The sequence below is a fragment of the Roseovarius sp. PS-C2 genome (genome assembly GCF_018862045.1).
Lineage (GTDB): Bacteria > Pseudomonadota > Alphaproteobacteria > Rhodobacterales > Rhodobacteraceae > Roseovarius.
Genome location: NZ_JAHKSQ010000001.1, coordinates 621050 through 646034, shown reverse-complemented (window position 1 = coordinate 646034; position 24985 = coordinate 621050). Strand labels below are relative to the sequence as shown.

Genomic DNA, 24985 nt, shown 5'->3' with positions numbered 1-24985 from the left:
ATCGGGAATGATCTTTCGATCAGGGCGGCTTGATGTCGCTTTTGGAATAGTCACTTGCACTGAAGTTCGGATTTCGCCAGCGTACCATGCTGCATAGTTTCTTTATCTATCGGATAAACATAAAAAAAATTTGAAACCGGCAACTAGAGGGTAGAAGCAGGGCGGATTTCGTGTTTTGTTTGATACATGTCGTTATTGGGCTACCTGATATCTCAATCCGGAGTGAAGCTGTATGATACAGCAGCACAGACCGGCCCTAACCCGGCAAATTCAGGGAGAAAAAATGAAACACATTAGTGATCAGCCATTTATGGGCCGCCTGGCGGATGCCGCTCATGAAGGGCGCATTTCCCGGCGTTCCTTCATGCATTTTTCGATGGCCGCAGGGGTAACCGCATCGGCGGCGACCGGCCTTTGGGGGAGCGCGGCCAATGCGGCGCCTCAGCGTGGTGGCACGTTCCGTTTCGGTGTACATGACGGCAATTCGTCGGACACGCACGATCCGGGGCAATATGTGTCGCGTCAGCAGATTTACCTGGCTCACCAGTACCGCAGCTACCTGACGCAGATCGAATCCGACGGTTCCCTGGGGCCGGACCTGGCCAGCAGCTGGTCGGCCAATGAAGACGCCTCGGTCTGGACGTTCGAGATCAATCCGAATGCCATGTTCCACAGTGGCAAGCCTGTGACGTCTGCAGACGTCATTGCATCGTTGAACCACCATCGCGGTGAAAAGTCGACATCCGCGGCCAAGGCATTGCTGGCGTCGGTGACCGATATTTCAGCCGACGGCGATCATACGGTGGTCGTCACGCTGGAAAGTGGTATCGCCGACCTGCCGTGGCTGATGACCGACTACCACCTTGCCGTTTGTCCGGCCAACGAGGATGGCACCGCAAACTGGAAATCCGGCGATGGTTCGGGCCCCTACAAGATCGACAAGGGCGAATGGGGTGTTGGCTTCTCGCTGAGCCGTCATGACGGGTGGCATCTGGAAGGGGCCTATTTCGACGCGCTTGAAATGCTGGTCCTCAACGATCCGAATGCGCGCCAGACCGCGCTGGTGACGGGAGATGTGGATGCGGTGTCGCTGATCGACCTCAAGACATCTGCCCTGCTGCAGCGGGACCCGAATATCGAGATCGAGAACGTTCCGTCGGCGGCGGCGATCACCATGCCGATGTTCTGCGATACCGCGCCATTCGATAATGTCGATGTCCGGAATGCGCTGAAACTGTCGATGAACCGCGATGAGATCATCGAGAAAATCGCTTTCGGCGCCGCGACCAAAGGCAACGATTTCCATCATTCGCCGGCGCAACCCTACTGGCCCGAGGATATCCCGCAGCGGGAGTATGACCCGGATCAGGCCAAGTCGCTTCTGAAGAAGGCCGGTGCCGAGGGGATTACCGTCAACATTTCCACGGCTGACAGCCTGTTTTCGGGCGCGGTGGATATGTGTGTGCTTTATGCCGAGCAAGCCAAGGCGGCAGGGATCAACGTGAAGGTCGTGCGTGAGCCGAACGATGGCTATTATTCGGATGTCTGGCTGAAAAAGCCGTTCTGCGCCGTATCCTGGGGCGCGCGTCCGACGCCTGATGTGATGTATACGCTGGCTTACAAATCCGACGCGGCATGGAATGAAAGCCGCTGGCAGAATGAGCGGTTCAACGAACTGCTGCTTCAGGCCAAGTCCGAGCTGGATAACGATCTGCGGACGGAAATGTATCGCGAGATGGCCATGCTGGCCCGCGATGATGGCGGCACGATCATTCCGATGTTCAACAACTTCGTCTACGCGCGCCGCAGCAACGTGATGCGCGGCGATAGTCTGGCCGCCAGTTGGGAACTGGATGGCGCGCGGGCACCCAGCCGTTGGTGGTTCGCAAGCTGATCGCGAAATAATTCAGGTCCGGCGCCGGCAGGGCGCCGGACCTTTCCCTTCTGCAGGTATGAAGCAAAGAACAAGGGGGCACGACCAGGAGAAAGTAACCAGTTGGCCCGCTGTATGACGGGCAAGAAAAAAGCAAATAAATGCGCCTTGCCGCCGTATCCTTGCGCTGCGTGAACGGGGCGCTCTGAAACCACCTAGGGAGACGATATGAAAACCGTAAAAGATCAGAGCCTTATTGATCGGCTAGCTGATGCCGCCCGTGAGGGAAAGGTATCGCGCCGGTCCTTCATGAATTATTCGATGGCGGCAGGTCTGTCGGCCTCGGCGGCAACGGGCCTTTGGACCACACAAGCCAATGCCGCCCCCACGCAGGGCGGTCATTTCCGCCTTGGGGCACATGACGGCAATACGTCAGACAGCCATGATCCGGGCACTTACGTGACCTATTCGACGATCATGCTGATCCATACGTTCCGCAGCTATCTGACCCTGATCGAGTCCGATGGCTCTCTGGGGCCGGATGTCGCGTCTGAATGGTCGGCCACGCCGGATGCCAAGGAGTGGACGTTCAAGCTGAACGACCGGGCGACGTTCCACAGCGGTAAAAAGGTAACCGCCGCGGATGTCGTCGCGTCGCTGAACCATCACCGGGGTGAAAGCTCCACGTCGGCGGCGAAAGCGCTTTTGACGGATGTCGAGGACATTACCGATAACGGCGATCATTCGATCACCATCAAGCTGGGCTCGGGGAATGCCGATCTGCCGTGGCTGATGACGGACTACCATTTTGCCGTCTGCCCTGCCAACGACGATGGCACGCTGAACTGGCAGTCAGGCGACGGGTGTGGCCCGTACAAGCTGGTCGAAACCGAGTTCGGTGTGAATTACCATCTGGTACGCCACGACGACTGGCACCTGGAGGGTGCGTATTTCGACGAGGTCACGATTACCGTTCTCAACGATCCGAATGCGCGTCAGACCGCGCTCGTGACCGGCGATGTCGATGGCATCACGCAGATCGAGCTCAAGACATTGGCCCTGTTGCAGCGCGATCCGAATATCGAGATCGACAACGTACCGTCGGCGGCGGCGATCACGATGCCGATGTTCTGCGATCAGGCGCCGTTCGATAATGCCGATGTGCGCAATGCCATCAAGTTGTCCATGAACCGTCAGGAAGTGATCGAGAAAATCACGTTCAACACTGCGACGATGGGCAATGATTTCCATCACTCACCTGCGATGCCTTACTGGCCCGAGGATATTCCGCAGCGCGAGTACGATCCCGATCAGGCCAAGTCATTGCTGAAAAAGGCCGGTGCCGAGGGGCTGTCTGTCGAACTCAAGGTGGCCGACTCGGTCTTCTCGGGGGCGGTCGACATGTGCGTTCTGTTCTCCGAGCAGGCCAAGGCATCCGGGATCGACATAAAGGTCAATCGTTCGCCAAGCGACGGGTACTATTCGGATGTGTGGCTGAAAGACCCGTGGTGCGTGGTGCAGTGGGGCGCGCGTCCGACGCCGGACGTGATGTACTCGCTGGCTTACAAGGACGACGCGGCCTGGAACGAAAGCCACTGGCAGAACGAACGGTTCAACGAACTGTTGCTTCAGGCAAAGGGTGAGCTGGACAATGACCTTCGTGGCGAGATGTATCGTGAAATGGCGATGCTGGCCCGTGACGATGGCGGCACGCTGATCCCGTTCTTCTCGAACTTCGTCTATGCCCGCCGCAAGAATGTGCAGCACGGCCCCGATCTGGCCCCGAGTTGGCAGATGGATGGCGCGCGCGCGTGCAGCCGTTGGTGGTTCGGCAGCTAAACGACAGGACGGCCCGGCGTGAAACGCGCCGGGCCTGCTCGCTGCCGGATGTGTCAGAGGTTTCCCAGCCTCGCTCATCCGGCCAAAAACCGCCCCGGACAAAGTAAACGCAGATCAACACCGGGGCAGGGAAACAAGAACTAATCTGTTCGGCCATGCGCCGGGAATCCGAAGTTCCCAAGACGCAGGCACAACAGCAGGAGGGACAGATGGGAGACATTCTAGGGCTGATAGGAAGACGGCTCGGTCTCGGACTGATCATTCTTTTCGTGATCTCGATCATTATCTTTTTCATGGTCGAATTGCTGCCTGGCGATATCGCTCAGGCGGTTCTGGGTCAGGGCGCGACCGAAGAAAACCTTGCCGCATTGCGTGAGCAGATGGGCCTGAACAAACCGGCGATCGTGCGCTATCTCGAATGGTTGAGCGGCGCTGTGACATTTGATTTCGGCAATTCGGTGGTGACCGGGGAACGTGTGACCACGCTGATTGGCGAACGGTTCATGAATACGCTGTTCCTGGCGGCCTATGCCGCAGTGATCGCCGTGCCGTTCGCGATTGTCCTTGGCGTCATCGTCGCGCTGTTGCGCAACTCGGTGTTCGACAGGGTGGCCAATGTGCTGACGCTGACCTCGATCTCGTCTCCCGAGTTCTTTCTCGGGTATATCCTGATCCTCTACTTCTCGGTCAAGTGGGGCATGTTTCCCGCTATCTCCAGCCTGAGCGAGGGGATGAGTCTTGGAGACCTTCTCTATCGCACATTCCTGCCGGCCCTGACGCTGGTTCTGGTGGTGACAGCGCACATGATGCGTATGACACGGGCGGCAATCATCAACCTGCTGGCATCGCCCTATATCGAAATGGCGCGCCTGAAAGGCGCGCCGCCGTGGAAAGTGATCGTCAAGCACGCCTTGCCGAACGCATGGGCCCCGATCATCAACGTCGTGGCGCTGAACCTTGCCTACCTGATTACCGGTGTTGTTCTGGTCGAGGTGGTGTTCGTCTATCCGGGGATCGGCCAGGCACTGGTCGATGCAGTGTCCAAGCGTGACTTCCCCGTGGTACAGGCGTGCTGTCTGATCTTCGCGGCGACCTTCATCCTGCTGAACCTTGCGGCAGATGTCGGAGCCATCCTGACCAATCCGCGCCTGCGGCATCCTAAGTGAGGGGGGCAGATCAATGAACCTTTTCGTAATCGTCTACTATACCCTTCTCCTGATCGCCTCGTGTCTGGCGGCCTATTTCAACAAGCGCACATGGTTCCTGTTGCTGTTCTCTCTGACGCTGGTGTCCTTCATTCTGGGCATCGTCGGCGGAACAGGGACACTTCGGGCCGTTGCCATCGGGGCGGGATTGCTGGCTCTGGCGGGTATGGTTTCCTACGCGTTCCGCGAATTCCTGATCATCCTCGCATCGCATGAGATGGCCAAGGAATTGCGCACTGCCCCGCTTACTGCCGCGTTCGGCATGTTCATCATTTTCACCTATGCCATCGCGGGGATTTTTGCCCCGTGGATCGCCCCGCACGGCGAGGCCGAGGTGATCGCGTCGGCCTTTGCGCCGGCGGATGAAAACATGCTGCTTGGGGCAGATCAGTTGGGTCGCGATATCTTCAGCCGGATCATTTATGGCACGCGCAACTCGGTGGGCCTGGCCCTGGCGGCCACGGTCGCGGCTTTCGTTCTGGGGGCTCTGGCGGGCCTTCTGGCCGCGACAAAAGGGGGCTGGTTCGATCAGTTCATGGGGCGCTTTGCAGATGTGATCATGTCGATCCCATCGCTGATCTTCGCGTTGTTGATGCTGTCGATCTTCGGGCCGCATATCCATGTGATCATCATTGCCGTTGCCGTGATCTATGCGCCGCGGGTCTTCCGCTTGACGCGTGCCGTGGCCGGAAACGTGGTGGTCATGGACTATATCGAAGCGGCCAAGCTGCGTGGCGAAGGCACATGGTACCTGATCCGCCGGGAAATCCTGCCCAATTCGACCGCGCCTCTGGTTGCGGAATTCGGGTTGGAGTTCTGCTTCGTGTTCCTGCTGGTTGCTGGCCTGTCCTTTCTGGGCCTCGGTATCCAGCCGCCCACGGCAGACTGGGGATCGATGGTGCGGGAAAACGCAACCTTGATCTCGTTCGGTGACATCACGCCACTGATCCCGGCGGCGGCCATTGCTCTGTTGACGGTCTCGGTCAATTTTGTGGTGGACTGGATGCTGTTCCGTTCCTCGGGCCTGAAGGAGAAATAAGATGGTAAAATCAAGAGAAGTCCTGCTCGAGATCAAGGATCTGCAAATTCAGGGCTATTCCGATGAACAATGGGTCGACATCATCAAGGGTGTCGATCTGACCCTCCATCGGGGCGAGGTTCTGGGGCTGATCGGTGAATCGGGGGCGGGCAAATCCACCATCGGCGCTGCCGCCATGGGGTATGCCCGCGACGGCACGCGGATCTCGGGCGGCTCCATCGAGTTCGATGGCATGGAACTGACAACCGCGACCGAGTCGGAAAAGCGCAGCCTGCGCGGCAACCGCATCGCCTATGTGGCGCAGTCGGCGGCGGCCTCGTTCAATCCGGCGCACAAGATCATCGACCAGCACACCGAGGCACCTCTTCAGTATCGGCTGAAAAAGCGGTTGGAGGCCCAGGAGGACGCGATTGACCTGTATAATCGCCTGCGCCTGCCGAACCCCGAGGAAATCGGGTTTCGCTATCCGCACCAGGTGTCGGGCGGGCAGTTGCAGCGCGCGATGACGGCTATGGCCATGTCGTGCCGTCCTGACCTGATCATCTTTGATGAACCCACGACCGCCCTCGACGTGACCACCCAGATCGAAGTGCTGGCCGCGATCCGCGATATCGTAGATCAGTTCAATACGGCGGCGATCTATATCACCCATGACCTTGCGGTCGTGGCCCAGATGGCGGACACGATCAAGGTGCTGCTCAAGGGCGAAGAGGTCGAAGAGGCCACGACAAAGGAGATGCTGGACAACCCGCAGGAGGACTATACCAAAAGCCTCTGGGCTGTCCGGAGCTTCAAGCGGCCTCAGAAAAGCCGGCCCAAGGATGGCGTGCCTTTGATTTCGGTGCGCAATGTCGATGCGTCCTATACGGGAGGCGCGAAAGTTCTCGATGATGTCAGTTTCGATGTCTACGAGGGCATGACCGTCGCCGTCGTGGGGGAATCCGGCTCTGGTAAATCGACAACGGCACGGGTGATCACCGGGTTGTTGCCACCGAGCAAGGGCGAGGTCCTGTTCAAGGGCGAACCTTTCCCGCCCGATTATCGGAACCGAACCAAGGATCAGTTGCGCCAGTGTCAGATGATCTATCAGATGGCCGATACGGCACTGAATCCCAAGGTGCGGATTTCAGAGATCATTGGGCGCCCGGCGGCGTTCTATCAGGGCTTACGAGGAAGCGAGCTGAAAAGTCGCGTCGACGAATTGCTGGACCTGATCGAACTGGACCCATCCAAGTTCTACAACCGCTATCCGCCCGAGCTGTCCGGTGGGCAAAAACAGCGGATCGGTATTGCACGGGCTTTGGCGGCGAACCCGACTTTCATCATCTGTGACGAGGTGACATCGGCCCTCGATCAGCTGGTGGCAGAGGGTATCCTGCGCCTGCTGGATCGGCTGCAAAAAGAATTGAACCTGGCCTACATGTTCATCACCCACGATCTGGCGACGGTGCGTTCCATAGCTGACGAGGTGGTGGTCATGCAGCACGGTAAGGTGGTCGAGCAGGGACCAAAGGACGAAATGTTCAAGCCTCCGCATCACCCCTATACGGATCTGTTGCTCAGTTCGGTTCCCGAGATGGACCCCGAATGGCTGACGACCCTTCTGGAAGAGCGCGGCGTCGACAACGTGGGTGAGGCAGCATCGTCCGATATCGACCCCGACGATGCCAAGGTGCAGGGCACGAATATCTGAGGGCTGCCAGTCACAAAGGAAAACGGCGGATGGAGGGAATGCCATCCGCCGTATCTATTCTGAAATGCGTGCCCGGAGCCGCAAAAAGGCGCCGGTCAATACATGCCCTGGATCAGGTGATGGACATCGCGCTGAACACCATCGTCGCCACGATGATGCCGTACACGATGAGTACCGCCGGCCAGGAAGCACTGTGCATACGCAATTCGCGGTTCAGTTCGTCGCGGGTCATGTCGGCCTCCTGATTAATCGAGGTTGCGGTTGAGTCGGGCGTGTCTCACGTCCATATCCCGCACATAGTCGAAAAATCGCACCTTGCAATCAAAAACTTCTCTAAAATCCATGCGGTTTATGCATGGCAGCTTGCCGGCCACAGCATGGATTTCGCGTTGAGCGATGTTTTTGGAGGTTAATCCAAAAATATCAAAGGCTTGAATGTTGCGTTAGGTCGGCCTCAAGCAATTCCTTGCAGTGGCATGACCGTCAACTCACCTTCATCGCGGGCTTTGATCGCCTGTGCTGCGGCGTGAGCACCGGCGGCGGTGGTGAAATAGGGTATGCGGTCATACAGCGCCACCGAACGAATCTCGCGGCTGTCTTCTACCGCTTGTGTGCCTTCGGTGGTGTTCATGACCAGCGCGATCTGACCATCCTTGAGCATATCAACGATATTGGGGCGCCCCTCATAAACCTTGTTCACCATCTCGCAGGCGATGTCATGCTCGGCCAGGAAACCGCCGGTGCCGCGTGTCGCGACCAGTTCGAAGCCCATATCGACAAGCAGGCGCGCTGTGTCCACCAGTTGTGGAGTCTTGTCCGCATCCTTGATCGAAAAGAACACCTTGCCACCCGACGGCAGATCGCTGCCAGCCCCCAATTGCGCCTTGAGGAAGGCCCGCGGGAAGGACACGTCCCACCCCATCACCTCGCCGGTCGATCGCATCTCGGGGCCGAGGATGGTGTCCACGCCGGGGAAGCGGGCAAAGGGCAAGACCGCTTCCTTGACCGAGAACCAGGGCATCGCCGGATCGGCCAGCGTCATCTGATCGGCCATCGGCAATGTGCCGGGCTTGGCGTCGGCCGGATAGGGGCCGCGATGCGGGAAGTTCGCCATCGGCTCACCGGCCATCAGGCGCGCGGCGATCGAGGCAATGGCCGAATCCGTCGCCTTGGCCACGAAGGGAACCGTCCGGCTGGCGCGGGGATTCACCTCGATCAGGTAAATCTCGTCGTCCTTCACGGCGAACTGCACGTTCATCAACCCGCGCACGTTCAGTGCAAGGGCCAGTGCCTCGGTCTGGCGTTTGATTTCGGCGATGGTGTCGGATTTTAGGGAATATGGGGGCAGGGAACAGGCGCTGTCGCCCGAGTGAACGCCAGCCTCCTCGATATGCTGCATGATCCCCGCGACATGCACGGTTTCGCCGTCGCACAGGGCATCCACGTCGCATTCGATAGCGCCTGAAAGGTAGCTGTCCAGCAACACCGGACTGTCACCCGAAACGACTACCGCCTCGGCGATGTAGCGTTCCAGATGGGCCATGTCGCGCACGATTTCCATCGCGCGCCCCCCCAGAACATAAGACGGGCGGATGACCAGCGGGAACCCGATACTTTCAGCAATTTCAAGCGCCTGAGCGTCGGTACTGGCGATGCCGTTCTTGGGCTGCTTCAGCTTCAACTGGTTGACCAGCGCCTGAAAACGCTCACGGTCTTCGGCCAGGTCGATAGCGTCCGGAGTGGTGCCCAGGATCGGAATACCCTCGGCTTCGAGCGCGTTGGCCAGTTTCAGCGGGGTCTGGCCGCCGAATTGCACGATCACACCATGCAGGGTGCCGTTCTCTTGCTCGACCCGCAGGATTTCCATCACATGCTCGAACGTCAACGGTTCGAAATACAGCCTGTCGCTCGTGTCATAGTCGGTCGAAACCGTTTCCGGGTTGCAGTTGACCATGATCGTTTCGTACCCCGCGTCGCTCAGCGCGAAACAGGCGTGACAGCAGCAATAGTCGAACTCGATCCCCTGGCCGATCCGGTTGGGGCCGCCACCCAGAATGACCACCTTCTTGCGATCCGAGGGACGCGCCTCGCATTCCACCTCGCCCATCATCGGGGCCTCGTAGGTGGAATACATATAGGGCGTTTGCGCCTCGAACTCGGCGGCGCAGGTGTCGATGCGCTTGAATACGGCGGTCACACCGGCGGCCACGCGCCGGATGCGGACGTCGGCCTCGGTAACGCCGGTCAGCTTGGCCAGACGCGCATCGCTGAAGCCCATCATTTTCAGACGGCGCAGGCCTTCTTCGTCCCGCGGCAGGCCGGTTTCGCGGATGTCGGCCTCGGCCTCGACGATTTCGCGGATGCGAGCCAGAAACCACGGGTCAAAGGCTGTAGCGGCCTGAATTTCATCGTCGCTCAGGCCTTCGCGCATGGCCTGCGCGATGGTGCGCATGCGATCCGGGGTTTGCTGGCTGATTGCCTTGATGACGGCGGCCTTGTCCGGTGCGCCCTCGATAGCAACCTCGTCGAAACCGCTCAGCCCCGTTTCCATGCTAGTCAGGGCCTTTTGCAGAGATTCGTGGATCGTGCGGCCGATCGCCATCGCCTCGCCCACGGATTTCATGGCGGTGGTCAGGTTGGGTTGCGAGCCGGGGAACTTTTCGAAGGCGAAGCGCGGTATCTTGGTGACCACATAGTCGATGGTCGGCTCGAAACTGGCCGGTGTGACCTTGGTGATATCGTTGTCCAGCTCGTCGAGCGTATAACCCACGGCAAGTTTCGCGGCGATTTTGGCAATCGGAAAGCCGGTGGCCTTGGAGGCGAGCGCGGACGAGCGCGACACGCGCGGGTTCATCTCGATCACCACCATGCGGCCATTTTCGGGGTTGATTGCCCATTGCACATTGGACCCGCCGGTTTCGACACCGATCTCGCGCAGAACGGCGATGCTGCCGTTGCGCATGATCTGGTATTCCTTGTCGGTCAGCGTCAGGGCGGGGGCCACGGTGATCGAATCGCCGGTATGCACACCCATCGGATCGACGTTCTCGATGGAACACACGATGATCGCATTGTCCGCCTTGTCGCGGACGACCTCCATTTCGTATTCCTTCCAGCCCAGAAGGGATTCGTCGATCAGGATCTGGCTGACAGGCGAAGCATCCAGTCCGGTCTTGCAGTAATGTTCGTAATCGTCGCGGTTATAGGCCACGCCGCCCCCGGTGCCGCCAAGGGTAAAGGCGGGGCGGATGATAGCGGGCAGGCCGATGTCTTCGAGCGCGGCCATGCATTCGTCTATGTTGTTGGCGATGGTGGCACGCGGGTTTTCGATGCCCAGCCGGTCCATCGCTTCGCGAAACAGCTTGCGGTCCTCGGCCATTTCGATGGCCTCGCGGTTGGCGCCGATCAGTTCGACGCCGAACTTGTCCAGCACGCCCATATCCGCAACTGCCAGTGCGGTGTTCAGCCCGGTCTGCCCGCCCATCGTGGGCAGGAGCGCGTCGGGGCGTTCCTTTTCGATGATCTTGGCCACGACTTCGGGGGTGATCGGCTCGATATAGGTGGCGTCGGCCAATCCTGGGTCGGTCATGATCGTTGCGGGGTTGGAATTGACCAGGATCACCCGGTAGCCTTCTTCGCGCAGGGCCTTGCAGGCTTGTGCGCCGGAATAGTCGAATTCGCAGGCCTGGCCGATAATGATCGGGCCCGCCCCGATGATCATGATGGACGAGATGTCAGTTCTTTTCGGCATGTTGATCCTCGGGCAGCTGAGCGGGCGCACCGCCACAATGGGGCGTGCGCAAATTGTTGGCGTTATATCCATCACGCGACCGCTTGCAAGGGGGATCGCAAAACAAGGTCGAAAGGCCGCTTTTGAGGGTGTGTTTTCCACCTGTAGGCTCTACATACCCGCCACCAGAGCCCGAGGAAAGACACAGTGCAGATTCGCTTTGATCATGGACCGGATGGGAATGCGGCGGTCTTCGCCCGCCCGCGGCAGATCATCGAGGCGTCCCGGATCGCGGATGTGCCTGCCGCGTTGCTGGCCCTGAATGCGGCGCGCGATGCGGGGAAGTGGCTGGCCGGGTTCGCAAGTTATGAACTTGGCTATGCGCTGGAGCCGCGTCTCGAGGCGTTGATGCCCAAGGGGCGCCGCCTGCCACTGTTGCGCTTTGGGGTCTATGACACACCACCGAACGAGGCAGACGATCTACCGTTGACGGACGTGACCCTGAACGACCTTCTCCCGGACTGGAGCGAACAGGACTACGCCGCCGCCTTTCAGACCGTGCATGACTATATCGGGGCGGGGGATATCTATCAGGCCAACCTGACATTCCCGCTGCGTATGCGCGCCAGGGGCGGGGCGCAGGCGCTCTATGCCGCGCTCAGCAGGGTTCAGCCCGTGCGTTTCGGCGCATTGATCGAGGCAGAAGGCCTGCCAGCGATCCTGTCACGCTCACCCGAACTGTTCTTTCGCACCGATGCTCAGGGGAGGATCGAAACGCGGCCCATGAAGGGCACGCAGCCGCGCAGCGACGATCCGGCCGAGGATGCCCAGTACCGCACCTTTCTGGCCACGGACGAAAAGAACCGCGCCGAAAACCTGATGATCGTCGATCTGTTGCGCAACGATATCAGCCGGATTTGTACCCCCGGTAGCGTGCGTGTGCCTGAACTGTTCAAGGTCGAAAGCTATGAGACCGTGCATCAGATGACCTCGCTGGTTGTCGGGCAGATGCAGTCAGATAGGGGCCTGTCCGATATTTTCCGCGCGCTATTTCCCTGTGGGTCGATCACCGGCGCGCCGAAATTGCGCGCCATGGAAATCCTGGCCGAACTGGAACCGTCCCCGCGCGACATCTATTGTGGGTCCATCGGATGGGCCGCGCCGGACGGGCGTTCGGAATTCAACGTGGCCATTCGTACGCTGCTGCTGGAGGACGAATGCGCAACGCTGAACGTGGGAGGGGGCGTGGTCTATGACAGCACCGCCGCTTCGGAATACGAAGAGGCGCTGTGGAAAGCCCGTTTCGCCAGCCGTCTTGTGTCGGGGCGGGGTTGAAGGGCACTCACTCAGCCGCGTGCCGCAGCGAGTCTTTCTCATTGTCCGGGTACAGGTAATCACGCGTCAACGGCACCGCATCCTGCTTGGGTGAAAGCTGAAACTGGAATACCACCTGCCGGTTCAGGCGGAACGTCAGTTCGCAGGCAACGAGATAGTAGCGCCACATCCGGCAGAACCGTTCGTCATAGAGTGCGCGCGCCTTGTCGAGGTTGGCGGTGAAGCGGTCATACCAATGGCGCAGGGTTTCCGCGTAATGCAGCCTCCAGATTTCCACGTCCGTCGTATACAGCGGCTGTTTCTCGATGGCTTTCAGGGCTTCGGACATCGACGGAACATAGCCGCCGGGAAAGATATACTTGGTGATCCAGGGGCTGGTCGTGCCCGGTGGCTCGGCCCGTCCGATGGTGTGAATCAGGGCGACGCCATCGGGGGCCAGACGCTCCGACACGTTGCGGAAATACTCAGTGTAATGCGGAATGCCCACATGTTCGAACATGCCGACCGAAACGATCCTGTCGAACTGTCCTTCGACCTTGCGATAGTCCAGCAATTCGAACTTTGCGCGATCCGCCAACCCCGCCTTTTCGGCGCGGGCATTGGCCATGGCATGCTGTTCCTTCGACAGGGTCACGCCCAGAACCTCGGCCCCATAGTCGCGCGCAAGCGTAAGCCCCATACCGCCCCAGCCACAGCCGATATCCAGAACCCGCATGCCCGGTTCGATCAGCAGCTTGCCGGCGATGTGGTGTTTCTTGGCCACTTGCGCCTGTTCGAGCGTCATGTCGGGATTTCGGAAATAGGCGCAGGAGTATTGCCGATCACTGTCCAGAAACAGGTCGTACAACTCGCCGGACAGGTCATAGTGATGCGCGACGTTGGCTTGCGCGCGGCTCATCGGGTTGAACTGATCCAGGCGGCGCAGCAGGTGGCGGCCCATGACCAGCGGCTTGCGGAACCACGGTTGCCCGCTGGCAGCGATGTTGCGAATGGCGAGCGTCAAAAAACCATAGAGGTCGTCGTCCTCGATGGTTAGCCGGCCATCCATATAGGCTTCGCCAACAGCCATGTCGGGCGACAGGGTGATCCGGCGGGGCAGGCTGTCATCGAGCAGCGCAACAGACACGGATTGCCCGGTTCCATCGCCATATCGCCGTGCTGTCCCGTCGGGAAACACGATCTTCAGATCACCGCTTTGGAACAGGTGCTCCAGCAGCCTGTCCAGTGCTTTCGTCCACATTTTGTTTCACCCCCATGCAAATGCGCCAGCACCTGACGCGGTCATACGGAGATACGAAACCTGCCGACGGTCGGCCGGGTTTCCCCGGCTTTTCTGCCCGATGTCCATATTTTTGCCCAAGAAAACCCTGTCTGCAAACGATTTTAGCTGCCTCAGGCCGGATGCGCGCCCGCCCGCCCCTTGACTTTGGTCTTCTGCCAAGGTGTATCGGCCCGAACCAAGCCACGCAGCCCACCGGGGCCAGAGAGGACGTCATGCACGCATATCGCAGCCATACCTGCGCCGAACTCGACAAATCCAACGTGGGCGACTCCGTTCGCCTGTCCGGCTGGGTGCATCGCATCCGGGATCACGGCGGGGTTTTGTTCATCGACCTGCGCGACCACTATGGCATCACCCAGGTTCTGTGCGATCCCGACAGCCCGGTCTTTGCCGAGGTGGAACAGGTCCGTTCGGAATGGTGCATCCGTATCGACGGCAACGTGAAGGCGCGTGCCGACAGCCTGATCAATCCCAAGATCCCCACCGGCGAGATCGAGGTGTTCATCCGCGATATCGAGGTTCTGGGCAGTGCAAATGAACTGCCCCTGATGGTTTTCGGCGATCAGGAGTACCCCGAGGAAACCCGCCTGCGCTATCGTTACCTCGATCTGCGCCGCGAAGAGATGCAGCGCAACATGACCTTGCGCTCGGACGTGATCGCCTCGATCCGCCGCCGCATGTGGGATAACGGGTTCCGCGAATACCAGACGCCGATCATCACCGCATCCTCGCCCGAGGGCGCGCGCGATTTTCTGGTGCCCTCGCGCCTGCATCCCGGCAAGTTCTACGCCTTGCCGCAGGCCCCGCAACTGTTCAAGCAGCTGATCATGGTGTCGGGTTTCGACAAGTATTTCCAGATCGCGCCGTGCTTCCGCGACGAAGACCCGCGCGCCGATCGCTCGCCCACCGATTTCTATCAGCTCGACTTGGAAATGAGCTTTGTCGAACAACAGGACGTGTTCGACACCATCCAGCCGGTAATCGAAGGCGTGTTCGAGGAGTTCGGCGGTGGCCACAAGGTCGACAAGCACTGGCCGCATATTTCCTATCGTGACGCGGCGCTGTGGTACGGCAGCGACAAGCCCGACCTGCGCAACCCGATCAAGATGCAGGACGTATCCGAGCATTTCCGCGGATCTGGCTTTGCCATCTTCGCCAAGCTGCTGGAGCAGGACGGCACCGAAATCCGCGCCATCCCCGCGCCCACCGGCGGAAGCCGCAAGTTCTGCGACCGCATGAACGCCTATGCCCAGAAAGAGGGATTGCCGGGCATGGGCTATATCTTCTGGCGCGATGGTGAAAACGGGGTGGAGGCCGCTGGCCCCCTTGCCAAGAATATCGGCCCCGAACGTACCGAAGCCATTCGCCTGCAACTTGGCCTCGGCAAGGGCGACGCCGCATTTTTCCTTGGCGGCAAGCCCTCGTCCTTCGAGGCGGTGGCCGGTCGTGCCCGCAACGTCATCGGCGAGGAACTGGGCCTGACGGAAAAAGACCGCTTCGCCTTCTGCTGGGTCGTCGATTTCCCGATGTACGAGAAAGACGACGAAACCGGCGCGGTTGACTTCTCGCACAACCCGTTCTCGATGCCCCAGGGCGGGCGCGACGCGCTGAACGGCGATCCGCTCGACGTTCTGGGTTTCCAGTATGACCTTGCCTGCAATGGGTATGAGCTGGTTTCGGGCGCGATCCGGAATCACAAGCTGGACATCATGATCAAGGCGTTCGAACTGGCCGGTTACGACGAGGCCGAGGTGCACAAACGCTTTGGCGGTCTGGTCAACGCATTCCAGTATGGTGCACCGCCCCACGGCGGCTGCGCTGCAGGGATCGACCGGATCGTGATGCTGCTGGCCGATGAAATCAATATCCGCGAAGTCATCATGTTCCCGATGAACCAGCGGGCCGAAGACCTGATGATGAATGCCCCCTCCGAGCCCACCAGCGACCAGTTGATGGATCTCAGCCTGCGGGTCATCGAACAGCAGGACTGATCATGATCAGGGGCGCATCCGAGCGATGCGCCCTTTTCATGCTTCGCTCCGGTTCCTATGCTGCGCCGACATTGCGCCGGAGCCTTTCATGACAGACCGCCCCCTTGGCCCGCCACTCGGGAACTGGAAAACGCCGCCATTCCCCGGCCCTGATCGGTTGGAGGGGCGTTTCGCTCTGCTCGAACGGCTTTCCGCCAAGACGCACGCCCAAGCGTTGTATGACGCCTTTGCCGGGCATGACTGGGTATGGGATTACATGCCCGACGGTCCCTTTGCGACGCCCGAGGCATTTGCCGACTGGATGCAAGCCGCGACCGCCCGCGACGATATTCTGTTCTATGCGATCTTTGACCGCGATACTGGCTCTTGGGGCGGGTTCGCGTCGTTTCTTCGGATCAAACCCGCCTCTGGATCAATCGAAGTCGGCTATATCGCCATGTCGCCGCACCTTCAGCGCACCCGTGCGGCGACCGAGGCAATTTTCCTGATGATGCAATGGGCGTTTGACGCGGGGTATCGGCGATTCGAATGGAAATGCGACGCGCTCAACGCGCCCTCGCGGCGGGCGGCGCAAAGGTTCGGATTTACCTATGAGGGGACCTTCCGGCAAGCCACCGTTGTCAAGGGGCGCAACCGCGATACGGCATGGTTCGCGATGATCGACAGCGAATGGCCCGCGTTGCGCACGGCCTACGCGGACTGGCTGGCATCGGATAATTTCGATGCGGCCGGAGGTCAGAAAAGCCGCCTGAGCGTTCTGACCGCACAGGCGTTGGCCTCGGCTTCGAACACCTAGATCGCGGCGCGTTTTTGCATCCGATCCTGCACAAGTGTCCCGATCCGTGCGGTGGCGGCCAGTAAATCGCTTGGTGTGCCGTTGCGTCGGGTATGGGCCAGTTTGCGCGCTGCATCGGCCAGTTGGTCGTCCCCGGCAGACCGGGCAACGCCGCCAAGGAACTGTGCCACGTAATCAAGAATGCCCTCGTCGCCGGGAACATTCAGAAGGTTTGCCGCGCGGCTCATGTCATCGCAATAGGCCGTCCGGTCGGGTTCGATGACCTCGTCGGTCAGGGCGCGAGGCCCGGCAAGCTGACGCTCGGCGGGCAGGGCGGCAAGGATTTTCTGTTGGAAGCTTGCCAGGTTGTGCAACGGTTTGATGAGGCACCCGTCGGCCCCGGCTGCCGCGGCCTTGTCTGCGGCATCGGGATCGCCGCTCAAGCCCAACAGCATCCCCACTCGGGGGCTGGCTGTGCTCAACTCCTCGATCAGTTCCAGCCCCGATCCGTCAGGCAAGCCGATATCGACGATCACGCCCGATGGGCGATAGACTTTCAGATGACGTCGCGCCGCATACAGGCAATCCGCCCGCCGCAGGCGCGCGCCGCTGCGCAGACACATCAGGCGCATGGCCTCGGAAGCAAAGCGGCTGTCCTCGACCAGGAGAATCGTCAGCCCCAGCAAGGGACGCGTATTTGTCGGGGCAGGGAAGGGTGAAAATGTCTCAAACTCATCCATGTCATGATCCTCTGGCTGCAGGTGCTTCGCAGAGGCTAGGCCAGTCTTGGCTAACAAGCGGTTAATTCCGGGGTTGCGTCCCCCTGTCGCTTGCCTCGGCGGACGCGTGCCTCCATAACGGGCGCAACCAAACCAAAGGGAATTGACCATGATCGGACGCCTGAACCATGTCGCCATTGCCGTGCCGGACCTGCAGGCTGCGGCCGACCAGTATCGCAACGCGCTTGGTGCAAAAGTCGGGGACCCTCAGGACGAACCCGATCATGGCGTGACCGTCATCTTCATCGAACTGCCAAACACCAAGATCGAATTGCTTTATCCCTTGGGAGAGGACAGCCCGATCAATGGTTTCCTGGAAAAGAATCCATCGGGTGGGATTCACCACATGTGCTTCGAGGTCGAAGACATCATCGAAGCACGTGATGCGCTCAAGGCAAGCGGCGCGCGGGTTCTGGGCTCGGGTGAGCCCAAGATCGGGGCGCATGGCAAGCCGGTTCTGTTCCTGCATCCCAAGGACTTTCAGGGCACGCTCGTGGAGTTGGAGCAAGTCTGATGAGCATCGCCTCGGCCATCGTTCTGTTCATGGTGATCTGGTTCATGACCTTTCTGGTCGTGATCCCGATCCGTATCGAAACACAGGGCGATCTGGGGGAAATCGTGCCCGGCACGCATGCGGGCTCACCGCAAAAGCATCATCTCAAGAAAAAGGCGTGGATCACCACAGGGATTGCAACGGTTCTCTGGGTGATTATCGGAGGGACCATCCTCTCCGGCGTGATCTCGGTGCGTGACATCGACCTGTTTCACCGGCTCGGGCCAGGAGACAGCATGTGGTACAGCGAAACCGAGTAGCACGCGCCTTGAGGTAGAGCCTGCGATTCAATCACCTTGCCGCACGCGCCTGTAGCCGGTGAAACAGATGGGTGAACGTGGCCGCCCCAAGGATCGGCACCACGAGGTTGAGGATCGGCACCGTCAGCGGTACGGCCATCAGCACCCCTGCCATCCAGATCGTCAGGCCATGCTTCTTGCGCATCTGCATGGCGCCGGCCCGGCCCAAACGCCGCATCGCGGCCACGGTGAAATATTCCCGTCCCAGAAGAAACCCGTTGACCGCATAGAACACCGGCAAACCGGCAATGGGCAATACCAGCGTCAGCAGCAATGCCAGAATATTCGCCACGACCAGAACGCCCATGGCGGACAGGCCGTCGATGATGCCATCGCGCAGCGGCACGCCAGAAACCTTTGGAAGGCCTGGATAATGCCGGTCTTCGACGGCTTCGGCGACCTCATCCAGGAACATGGACACAAAGGCCGATGCCACGGGGACCATCAGGAAGACCGACATGACGAACATCAGCGCCACAAAGGCCCAGCTGATCACGTTGTCGACCCATTGCACCTCGCCCAAAAGCGGCAGGGTGACACTATCTCCAACCATCCAGCCCACGCCCCACACCAGGAGCGCGGTAATCCCGGCCAGAAGCAACAACGTCAATCCGATGCCCCGCCACAGAACCTTACGGAAACGCGGGTCGCCGATTTGGGACAGGGCTTTGAAAAAGGATGTGAAGATCATTCCGATACCCATTCGACAATCTGGTTGAGATCGGGGCGGGGTCGTTCAGGCGGCGCGGCGGATTCCGTTCCGATATGAATGAACCCGGCCACGCGCTCGGTCGTGCCCAACCCAAGACCCGTTTCCACAAAACCGCGATCATGCGCGGGCCAGCCACTCAGCCAGTTCGCGCCCCATCCCGAGGCCAGTGCGGCATTGAGCAGGGCGAGGCAAACGGCTCCGGTTGAATAGGTCTGCTCGAGCGACGGAATCTTGTCCGACGGTTTCTGAACTTCGATCACCGCCACGGCCAGATGGCTGTCTTCGAACTGCTTGCGCCCTTTCGTGATCTCGGCCTCGTCCCGGCCCAGGGAAAGACCGCGTGCACCGGCCAGTTCGGCCAGCCGGGCCAGTGCCGGGCGTTCCAGAACGATAAAGCGCCAGGGTTCCAGCTTGCCGTGATCCGGGCTGCGGGCCGCTGCCGTCAGAATCGGCAACAACTCTTCTCGCGTGGGGACCGGCGCGGAAAGTGTTTTGGCCGGGCGTGAGCGTCGTGTCAGAAGAAAGTCCAAGGCATCTGGATTGGGGGCTGGCATATTGGTCCTGTCACTGTTTGATCCTGAGCCCTACATGTCGGGGCGGGGGCGCATGGGGTCAAGCCCGCATGTGCCATCTGGTGTAGAATGATCGGATCACGTATGCAGGGGCCATGTCGGATCCGATGCTCAGCCATCTTGCTTTGCCCGGTGCACTCATCGCCGTGCGCGTCACGCCCAAGGCATCGCGCAATCGTATCGTCATGGCCCCCGAAGGCGACATCCGCATCTATGTCACGGTTCCGCCAGAGGACGGCAAGGCCAATACAGCCGTTCAGAAATTATTGGCAAAGGCCCTCGGGCTTCCGAAATCCCGCTTGACGCTGACTCAGGGGCAGAAATCCCGGGACAAAGTGTTCAGGATCGATAACGCTTGAGGATTATGAGCGTTACGATGACTTGCCGTCAGGGCCGATCGTATAGACGCCCTCGGGCAGGTTCAGCGCCGCGCCAAGATCGCGCAACTGCTCCATCGACAACGTGACCTTGTTGGTCGTGTCTGTACGCGGGTCGTATTGTTCGACCGTGACGCATTCTTCAAAGGCATTTATGACGACATCCTCCTGCAACGGTGCGTTGCCGTCATCCACAAGCGTCACCACGGTGGCGTCGAATTCGTGTTCAATCGAAAACATGGGTCCAGCCTAACCTGTTGGCGGCACTTTGCAACCGTCGTGCGCTTCCTGGGGTGGGGGCTTCCAGCGGCCTGAAAACCTGCTAGGTTCCGGGCCAAAGGGAATTTGGAGCTTACCCATGCGCCTGATCGCCATTCTTTGCCTGATCGGCCTCGCTGGTTGTGTGCCTGCGACCGAAACCGGCGCCCCGTCGCGCCCCGCGCCGACATCCCCCCCGACAACGCCCTCCATGCCGACGCGCGCTAAGGTGGACCAGTTCGTGTCGGTCGTGAACTCGGTCGAGCCGGTGGCCGAAAATGTGTGCCGCAGCCGGACCGCAGCGGGGACGAATTGCGATTTCCGTATTGTCGTGGATGACCGCCCCAACCAGCCAGTGAACGCCTATCAGACGCTCGACAAATCAGGGCGTCCGATCATCGCCTTCACGCTTCCCATGATTGCGGAAGTGCGCAACCGTGACGAGCTGGCCTTTGTCATGGGGCACGAGGCCGCGCACCACATTGCCGGACATATTCCACGCCAACAGCAGAACGCGATGGCCGGGGCCGTTTTGCTGGGGGGCTTGGCGACACTCGGCGGGGCCAGCGCGGATGCCGTCCGCACGGCTGCTGATCTGGGTGCATCGGTTGGCGCGCGCAGCTATTCGAAGGAATTCGAACTTGAGGCCGATGCACTGGGAACGGCGATTACAAGGGCGGCCGGATATGACCCGGTGCGCGGTGCGGCCTTCTTTACCCGTATCCCCGATCCGGGCGACCGGTTCCTTGGAACTCACCCGCCCAATGCGCAACGTATCGAAACCGTGCGCCGCGTCGATGCCCAATTGCGATGAACCAACTGACGGGTGTGATCAGCGACCGCGGATCAAAATACGCGGTATCGGGTGGCCCTGTCGCGGATCGCGCGGAAATCGAGGAGTTCCTGAAAGCCCTCAAGCGGGACAAGAAATTCGCCAAGGCCACGCATAATACCTGGGCGGCTCTGATGTCGGACGGGACGCCGATGAAGGGCGATGATGGCGAATCCGGGGCTGGCATGGTCATTTTACGCATGCTGGAACGCGCGAATATCCGGGATCATGTGATCGTGGTGACGCGGTGGTATGGCGGAAAGCACTTGGGCGGGGATCGCTTTCGGCATGTGCAGGATTGTGTCCGCGCTTACCTGGACAGGTTCGGCGATTGACTCAGGTCAAGGTTCCGGCAGGCCGTGTGATTTAGGCTTGGGTGTGTGCCCATACTGTGAGGGCGCAGCAAAAGGGAGCGTCCGAATGTCCACATCCATTACGCTGAAACGCCATGCGGAACTGGTTGATCGGATGGCCAACGCACTCGGGGTCGATCTGGAAGAAAAGGTCATGGAAGGCAAAATCGACTTTGACGGGATCAGCGATGCGGTCCTGAGCTGTACGGGATGCGCGGGGCCTGAAGATTGTGTTCACTGGCTTGCTTTGAACGATGAGGGGGCAGATGCCCCACCGGGGATGTGTCGCAACAGTGATCTGTTTGCGGCGCTGAAGGCCGGGAAACGGATATGAGATGAAACCGATCGGGTCGCAATGCCGTCACTATTGGTTGTTGCAGGATATGGCGAAAGCCACCCAGGTCGATCTGGCCAGGGCGTTTCGCGAAGGGCGGATCAGCACGCAGGAATGGGCCGGTATGGTTGGTCGCTGTCGCGCCTGTAGCTGGCCTGACGGATGTCAATCGTGGTTGCGCGGCGCGCCCGGGCCTCGTCATATACCGTCAAGATGCTGCAACCGGGCGCGGCTGGCGCTTTTGAAGATCGAAGAAGAGTTGGACTGCACATGACTGCGCAGGTAGCCCGCCTTGGCGATCCGACGCTGCATTTCTGGCTGACACGTTCGGTTGCGCGGGCCGCATATGTCAATTTGTCCGAGGCCATGACCAATGGATGCCTGAATGTGCAGGAATATTCGGCCCTCGTGACGCGATGCCGCAAATGTCAGCATGTCGAAACATGCGAAGCATGGCTGGCGTCGAACGCCGCTTCGGCCACCCGCGCGCCCGATCATTGCCCGAATGCCGATATCCTCAACCGGTTGGCGGCTGAACTTAAAGCCTAGGGGCAGGCTGTCGGCTTGCGCCCTCGGGCAGGCGTCAGTCGCCGCCCGTTTCCTCGGACAGCCATGCGGCGGCGTCAGATGTGCTGCCGACATCTTCCCATGTTATGACAGGCAGGTCATATGGATGATCCGCTTCCAGCATTCGGGTCAGGGGCTGGCGCAGGTCTGCACGGGTCTTGAGCGTCAGCAGGACTTCTTGTTCTTCTTCGATTGCGCCTTGCCAGTGAAACAGGCTGATCAGTCCCGGCGTGATGTTTGCACAGGCCGCCAGGCGCGCCTCGAGCGCAGAACTGGCCAGCATCCGCGCCGCGTCGAGATCGGGGCAGGTGGTGCTTACGTGGATCATGGCGAGCATCCCTTCTTGGCCATGGTCGATGGGTCGGGGATCAGCCTAACCCGTGTCCGGGATTCTGTTAAGCGGGTCGGTACGACTTCGCCTGTCTGCCGGTCGATGCCACACAGTATCGCATGGAGCGAGCCTAGCTGCCTTGCGCCACAGCGGCGGTGATGCCGACAAAGAAGCAGCCCGAGGCAATCACGATGAAGATATGCCATATGGCATTGGAAAACCGCAGGTCTTCCCGGCAATAGAACGCCACACCACCCGTATACAGCAAACCTCCGGCCACGATCATTGTCAGGCTCAGCACCGGCAGAACCGGGACGAGCGGGATAAACAGGGCGAGACCGGCCCATCCAAGCGCCATGTAAGGTACCCACCCGGTTGTCATCTTGCCCGGTGCGGTCATCAATTTCATCCCGGCCCCGATCAGGGCGCAGGCCCAGACCACAGCCAGAACGATATATCCGAATGCCGTTCCTAGGACGACACCGAGAGGTGTGAAGGTGCCTGCGATCTTGACGAAGATCGCCGCATGATCCAGCCGCCGCAATATTGGCCGCGCCGACGTGTGCGCCGCCATATGATACGTCGCCGAGGCCGTAAGCATCATGACAAGGGCGGTGCAGTACAGAACCGTTGCCGCCAGCGTCGGTCCATCCATCTGAAAAGCCCAGAAGGCGAACAGAACCGCAATTCCGATCAGCGCGGCAACGATGCCGGCAATATGCACGACGCCATCGGCGATACGTTCGGCACGGGTGTAGTCGGGATAGGACAAGTCGATCATGCCTCCTGTCTGTCAGACAAAGGTAAACACCAGGATAATATCATAGAATTTTTCGAAAAGGCGCAGGACATGTCGGCCCCGGTGTCAACTCGGTGTGATCAGGCGCCCCCAAAGGTCATACTCGCCGGCTTCGTCGACCTCGACGATAACCAGATCCCCCACACTGAGCGCCTCGGTGCCTTCGTCAATGAAAAGGCAGCCGTCTATTTCCGGCGCGTCGCCCCTGGTGCGGCAGGTGGCAATGCCGTCGGCGTCGATATCGTCAACGATCACCTGCTGGCGGGTGCCGACCTTGGCAGAAAGTTTCGCTTCGGAAATGGCCTGTGCCTTTTGCATGAAGCGTTCCCACCGATCCTGCTTGATGTCTTCGGGCACATGATCGGGCAAGTCGTTCGAACGCGCCCCATTCACGTTTTCGTATTTGAAGCACCCCACACGATCCAGTTGCGCCTCGTCCAGCCAGTCCAGCAGGGTCTGGAATTCATCCTCGGTCTCGCCGGGGTAACCCACGATGAAGGTGGAACGCAGGGTGATGTCCGGGCAATCCCGGCGCCATGCCGCGATCTCGTCAAGCGTTCGGGCCGCAGCGGCAGGACGCGCCATGCGTTTCAGGGTATCGGGATGTGCGTGTTGGAACGGGATATCCAGATAGGGCAGCACCAGCCCCTCGGCCATCAGGGGAATCAACTGGCGCACATGCGGATAGGGATAGACGTAGTGCAGCCGCACCCATGCCCCGAGGCCACCCAGATCGCGGGCCAGATCGGTGATATGCGCACGATGGCCATTCGTTTCTGCGTGTTTGATGTCCACGCCATAGGCGCTTGTGTCCTGGCTGATGACCAGCAGTTCGCGCACGCCGTTCTCGACCAGCTTTTCGGCCTCGCGCAGCACCGCATGGGCCGGGCGGCTGGCCAGCTTTCCGCGCATGTCGGGGATGATGCAGAACCTGCACTTGTGATTGCAGCCCTCGGAAATCTTGAGATAGCTGTAATGTCGCGGGGTCAGTTTGACGCCCGACGCGGGCAACAGATCGACAAAAGGATCGGGAGCGGGCGGCACGGCGGCATGCACGGCGTCCAGCACCTGCTCGTACTGGTGCGGTCCCGTCACCGCCAGCACCCTGGGGTGCGCACCGGTAATGTAGTCGGGCTCTGCCCCGAGGCAGCCGGTCACAATCACCCGTCCGTTTTCGTTCAGGGCTTCGCCGATGGCCTCCAGCGACTCGGCCTTGGCGGAATCAAGGAATCCGCAAGTGTTCACGATCACCGCATCGGCCCCGGAATAGTCGGACGAAATTCCGTACCCTTCCGCCCGCAGGCGGGTCAGGATGCGTTCGCTGTCGACCAAAGCCTTGGGGCAGCCAAGGCTGACCATGCCGATGGTGGGCTGGCCCTGACGGGCGGTTTCGGTCACGCGGGCGCGGGCCAGATCGGGCCGCAGGTCGGGGGGATTGGTGCTCATGCACGGGCGTA

At 60.2% G+C, this 24985-nt stretch carries 25 protein-coding genes; 16 read left to right on the top strand and 9 right to left on the bottom strand.

Annotation, left to right across the window (positions count from 1 at the left end; genetic code table 11):
• Positions 1-283 precede the first annotated feature (283 nt).
• The 5 genes from KPG71_RS03120 (at position 284) to KPG71_RS03100 (ending at position 7649) form a co-directional block, all read left to right on the top strand.
• Positions 284-1894 carry an ABC transporter substrate-binding protein gene (locus KPG71_RS03120; RefSeq protein ID WP_216336655.1) on the top strand — a complete coding sequence of 537 codons (1611 nt, stop codon included), beginning with the start codon at positions 284-286 and terminating at the stop codon, positions 1892-1894.
• Positions 1895-2101: 207 nt separating this feature from the next.
• Positions 2102-3712, top strand: a complete 1611-nt coding sequence (locus KPG71_RS03115) for an ABC transporter substrate-binding protein (RefSeq protein WP_216336654.1) — start codon at positions 2102-2104, stop codon at positions 3710-3712.
• A gap of 209 nt (positions 3713-3921) precedes the next feature.
• Complete coding sequence (locus tag KPG71_RS03110) at positions 3922-4878, top strand: ABC transporter permease (protein ID WP_216336653.1); 957 nt, start codon at positions 3922-3924, stop codon at positions 4876-4878.
• 13 nt (positions 4879-4891) lie between these two features.
• Positions 4892-5956 (top strand): ABC transporter permease, encoded by a 1065-nt coding sequence (locus KPG71_RS03105; RefSeq protein WP_216336652.1) that lies wholly within the window; start codon positions 4892-4894, stop codon positions 5954-5956.
• 1 nt (position 5957) lies between these two features.
• Positions 5958-7649, top strand: a complete 1692-nt coding sequence (locus KPG71_RS03100) for an ABC transporter ATP-binding protein (protein ID WP_216336651.1) — start codon at positions 5958-5960, stop codon at positions 7647-7649.
• Positions 7650-8103: 454 nt separating this feature from the next.
• Here the strand turns inward: KPG71_RS03100 and carB are convergent, their stop codons facing one another.
• A complete protein-coding gene (gene carB / locus KPG71_RS03095) occupies positions 8104-11400 on the bottom strand; it encodes a carbamoyl-phosphate synthase large subunit (protein WP_216336650.1) in 3297 nt (1098 codons plus the stop codon).
• A 186-nt stretch (positions 11401-11586) separates the two neighbouring features.
• On the opposite strand from carB, the gene KPG71_RS03090 reads away from it, so the two are divergent.
• Positions 11587-12714, top strand: a complete 1128-nt coding sequence (locus KPG71_RS03090) for an aminodeoxychorismate synthase component I (protein ID WP_216336649.1) — start codon at positions 11587-11589, stop codon at positions 12712-12714.
• A 7-nt stretch (positions 12715-12721) separates the two neighbouring features.
• On the opposite strand, the gene KPG71_RS03085 is transcribed toward KPG71_RS03090, so the two are convergent.
• A complete protein-coding gene (locus KPG71_RS03085) occupies positions 12722-13954 on the bottom strand; it encodes a cyclopropane-fatty-acyl-phospholipid synthase family protein (RefSeq protein WP_216336648.1) in 1233 nt (410 codons plus the stop codon).
• Positions 13955-14208: 254 nt separating this feature from the next.
• Here KPG71_RS03085 and aspS point away from each other — a divergent pair, with 254 nt between their 5' ends.
• The gene (aspS, locus tag KPG71_RS03080) at positions 14209-15987 is read left to right on the top strand and encodes an aspartate--tRNA ligase (protein WP_216336647.1); all 1779 of its coding nucleotides are present in this window, start codon (positions 14209-14211) and stop codon (positions 15985-15987) included.
• A gap of 88 nt (positions 15988-16075) precedes the next feature.
• Positions 16076-16783 (top strand): GNAT family N-acetyltransferase, encoded by a 708-nt coding sequence (locus KPG71_RS03075; RefSeq protein ID WP_216336646.1) that lies wholly within the window; start codon positions 16076-16078, stop codon positions 16781-16783.
• Here the strand turns inward: KPG71_RS03075 and KPG71_RS03070 are convergent.
• On the bottom strand, positions 16780-17502 hold the full coding sequence (locus KPG71_RS03070; RefSeq protein WP_216336645.1) for a response regulator: 723 nt from the start codon (positions 17500-17502) through the stop codon (positions 16780-16782). The two genes, KPG71_RS03075 and KPG71_RS03070, sit on opposite strands and share 4 nt — an antisense overlap.
• Before the next feature lie 148 nt (positions 17503-17650).
• Between KPG71_RS03070 and mce the strand changes: the two genes are divergently transcribed.
• Entirely contained in the window at positions 17651-18055 is a 405-nt protein-coding gene (gene mce / locus KPG71_RS03065; protein WP_073033537.1) for a methylmalonyl-CoA epimerase, read from the top strand.
• A complete protein-coding gene (locus tag KPG71_RS03060) occupies positions 18055-18354 on the top strand; it encodes a DUF1467 family protein (RefSeq protein ID WP_216336644.1) in 300 nt (99 codons plus the stop codon). The genes mce and KPG71_RS03060 overlap by 1 nt, the downstream gene beginning before the upstream one ends.
• Positions 18355-18385: 31 nt before the next feature.
• Here the strand turns inward: KPG71_RS03060 and KPG71_RS03055 are convergent, their stop codons facing one another.
• Together KPG71_RS03055 and KPG71_RS03050 are read right to left on the bottom strand one after the other, a co-directional pair.
• Entirely contained in the window at positions 18386-19084 is a 699-nt protein-coding gene (locus tag KPG71_RS03055) for an EI24 domain-containing protein (RefSeq protein WP_253196029.1), read from the bottom strand.
• Positions 19081-19659 (bottom strand): nitroreductase, encoded by a 579-nt coding sequence (locus tag KPG71_RS03050; RefSeq protein WP_216336642.1) that lies wholly within the window; start codon positions 19657-19659, stop codon positions 19081-19083. The genes KPG71_RS03055 and KPG71_RS03050 overlap by 4 nt, the downstream gene beginning before the upstream one ends.
• Positions 19660-19772: 113 nt before the next feature.
• Between KPG71_RS03050 and KPG71_RS03045 the strand changes: the two genes are divergently transcribed.
• Entirely contained in the window at positions 19773-20036 is a 264-nt protein-coding gene (locus KPG71_RS03045; RefSeq protein ID WP_216336641.1) for a DUF167 domain-containing protein, read from the top strand.
• 12 nt (positions 20037-20048) lie between these two features.
• Here the strand turns inward: KPG71_RS03045 and KPG71_RS03040 are convergent, their stop codons facing one another.
• Entirely contained in the window at positions 20049-20294 is a 246-nt protein-coding gene (locus KPG71_RS03040) for a hypothetical protein (RefSeq protein WP_216336640.1), read from the bottom strand.
• 118 nt (positions 20295-20412) lie between these two features.
• On the opposite strand from KPG71_RS03040, the gene KPG71_RS03035 reads away from it, so the two are divergent.
• The 5 genes from KPG71_RS03035 to KPG71_RS03015 all read left to right on the top strand — a co-directional run bounded on the left by KPG71_RS03035 (position 20413) and on the right by KPG71_RS03015 (position 22380).
• Entirely contained in the window at positions 20413-21126 is a 714-nt protein-coding gene (locus tag KPG71_RS03035; RefSeq protein WP_216336639.1) for a M48 family metallopeptidase, read from the top strand.
• Entirely contained in the window at positions 21123-21479 is a 357-nt protein-coding gene (locus tag KPG71_RS03030) for a YigZ family protein (protein WP_216336638.1), read from the top strand. The genes KPG71_RS03035 and KPG71_RS03030 overlap by 4 nt, the downstream gene beginning before the upstream one ends.
• An 85-nt stretch (positions 21480-21564) precedes the next feature.
• Entirely contained in the window at positions 21565-21831 is a 267-nt protein-coding gene (locus tag KPG71_RS03025) for a DUF6455 family protein (protein WP_216336637.1), read from the top strand.
• Between the two features lies 1 nt (position 21832).
• Complete coding sequence (locus KPG71_RS03020) at positions 21833-22105, top strand: DUF6455 family protein (protein WP_216336636.1); 273 nt, start codon at positions 21833-21835, stop codon at positions 22103-22105.
• Entirely contained in the window at positions 22102-22380 is a 279-nt protein-coding gene (locus KPG71_RS03015) for a DUF6455 family protein (protein ID WP_216336635.1), read from the top strand. The genes KPG71_RS03020 and KPG71_RS03015 overlap by 4 nt, the downstream gene beginning before the upstream one ends.
• Before the next feature lie 34 nt (positions 22381-22414).
• Here the strand turns inward: KPG71_RS03015 and cutA are convergent, their stop codons facing one another.
• From cutA to rimO, 3 genes are all read right to left on the bottom strand, one after another.
• A complete protein-coding gene (cutA, locus tag KPG71_RS03010) occupies positions 22415-22726 on the bottom strand; it encodes a divalent-cation tolerance protein CutA (protein ID WP_084728919.1) in 312 nt (103 codons plus the stop codon).
• 133 nt (positions 22727-22859) lie between these two features.
• On the bottom strand, positions 22860-23510 hold the full coding sequence (locus KPG71_RS03005; protein WP_216336634.1) for a hemolysin III family protein: 651 nt from the start codon (positions 23508-23510) through the stop codon (positions 22860-22862).
• 84 nt (positions 23511-23594) lie between these two features.
• Positions 23595-24974 carry a 30S ribosomal protein S12 methylthiotransferase RimO gene (rimO, locus tag KPG71_RS03000; protein ID WP_216336633.1) on the bottom strand — a complete coding sequence of 460 codons (1380 nt, stop codon included), beginning with the start codon at positions 24972-24974 and terminating at the stop codon, positions 23595-23597.
• Positions 24975-24985 lie beyond the last annotated feature (11 nt).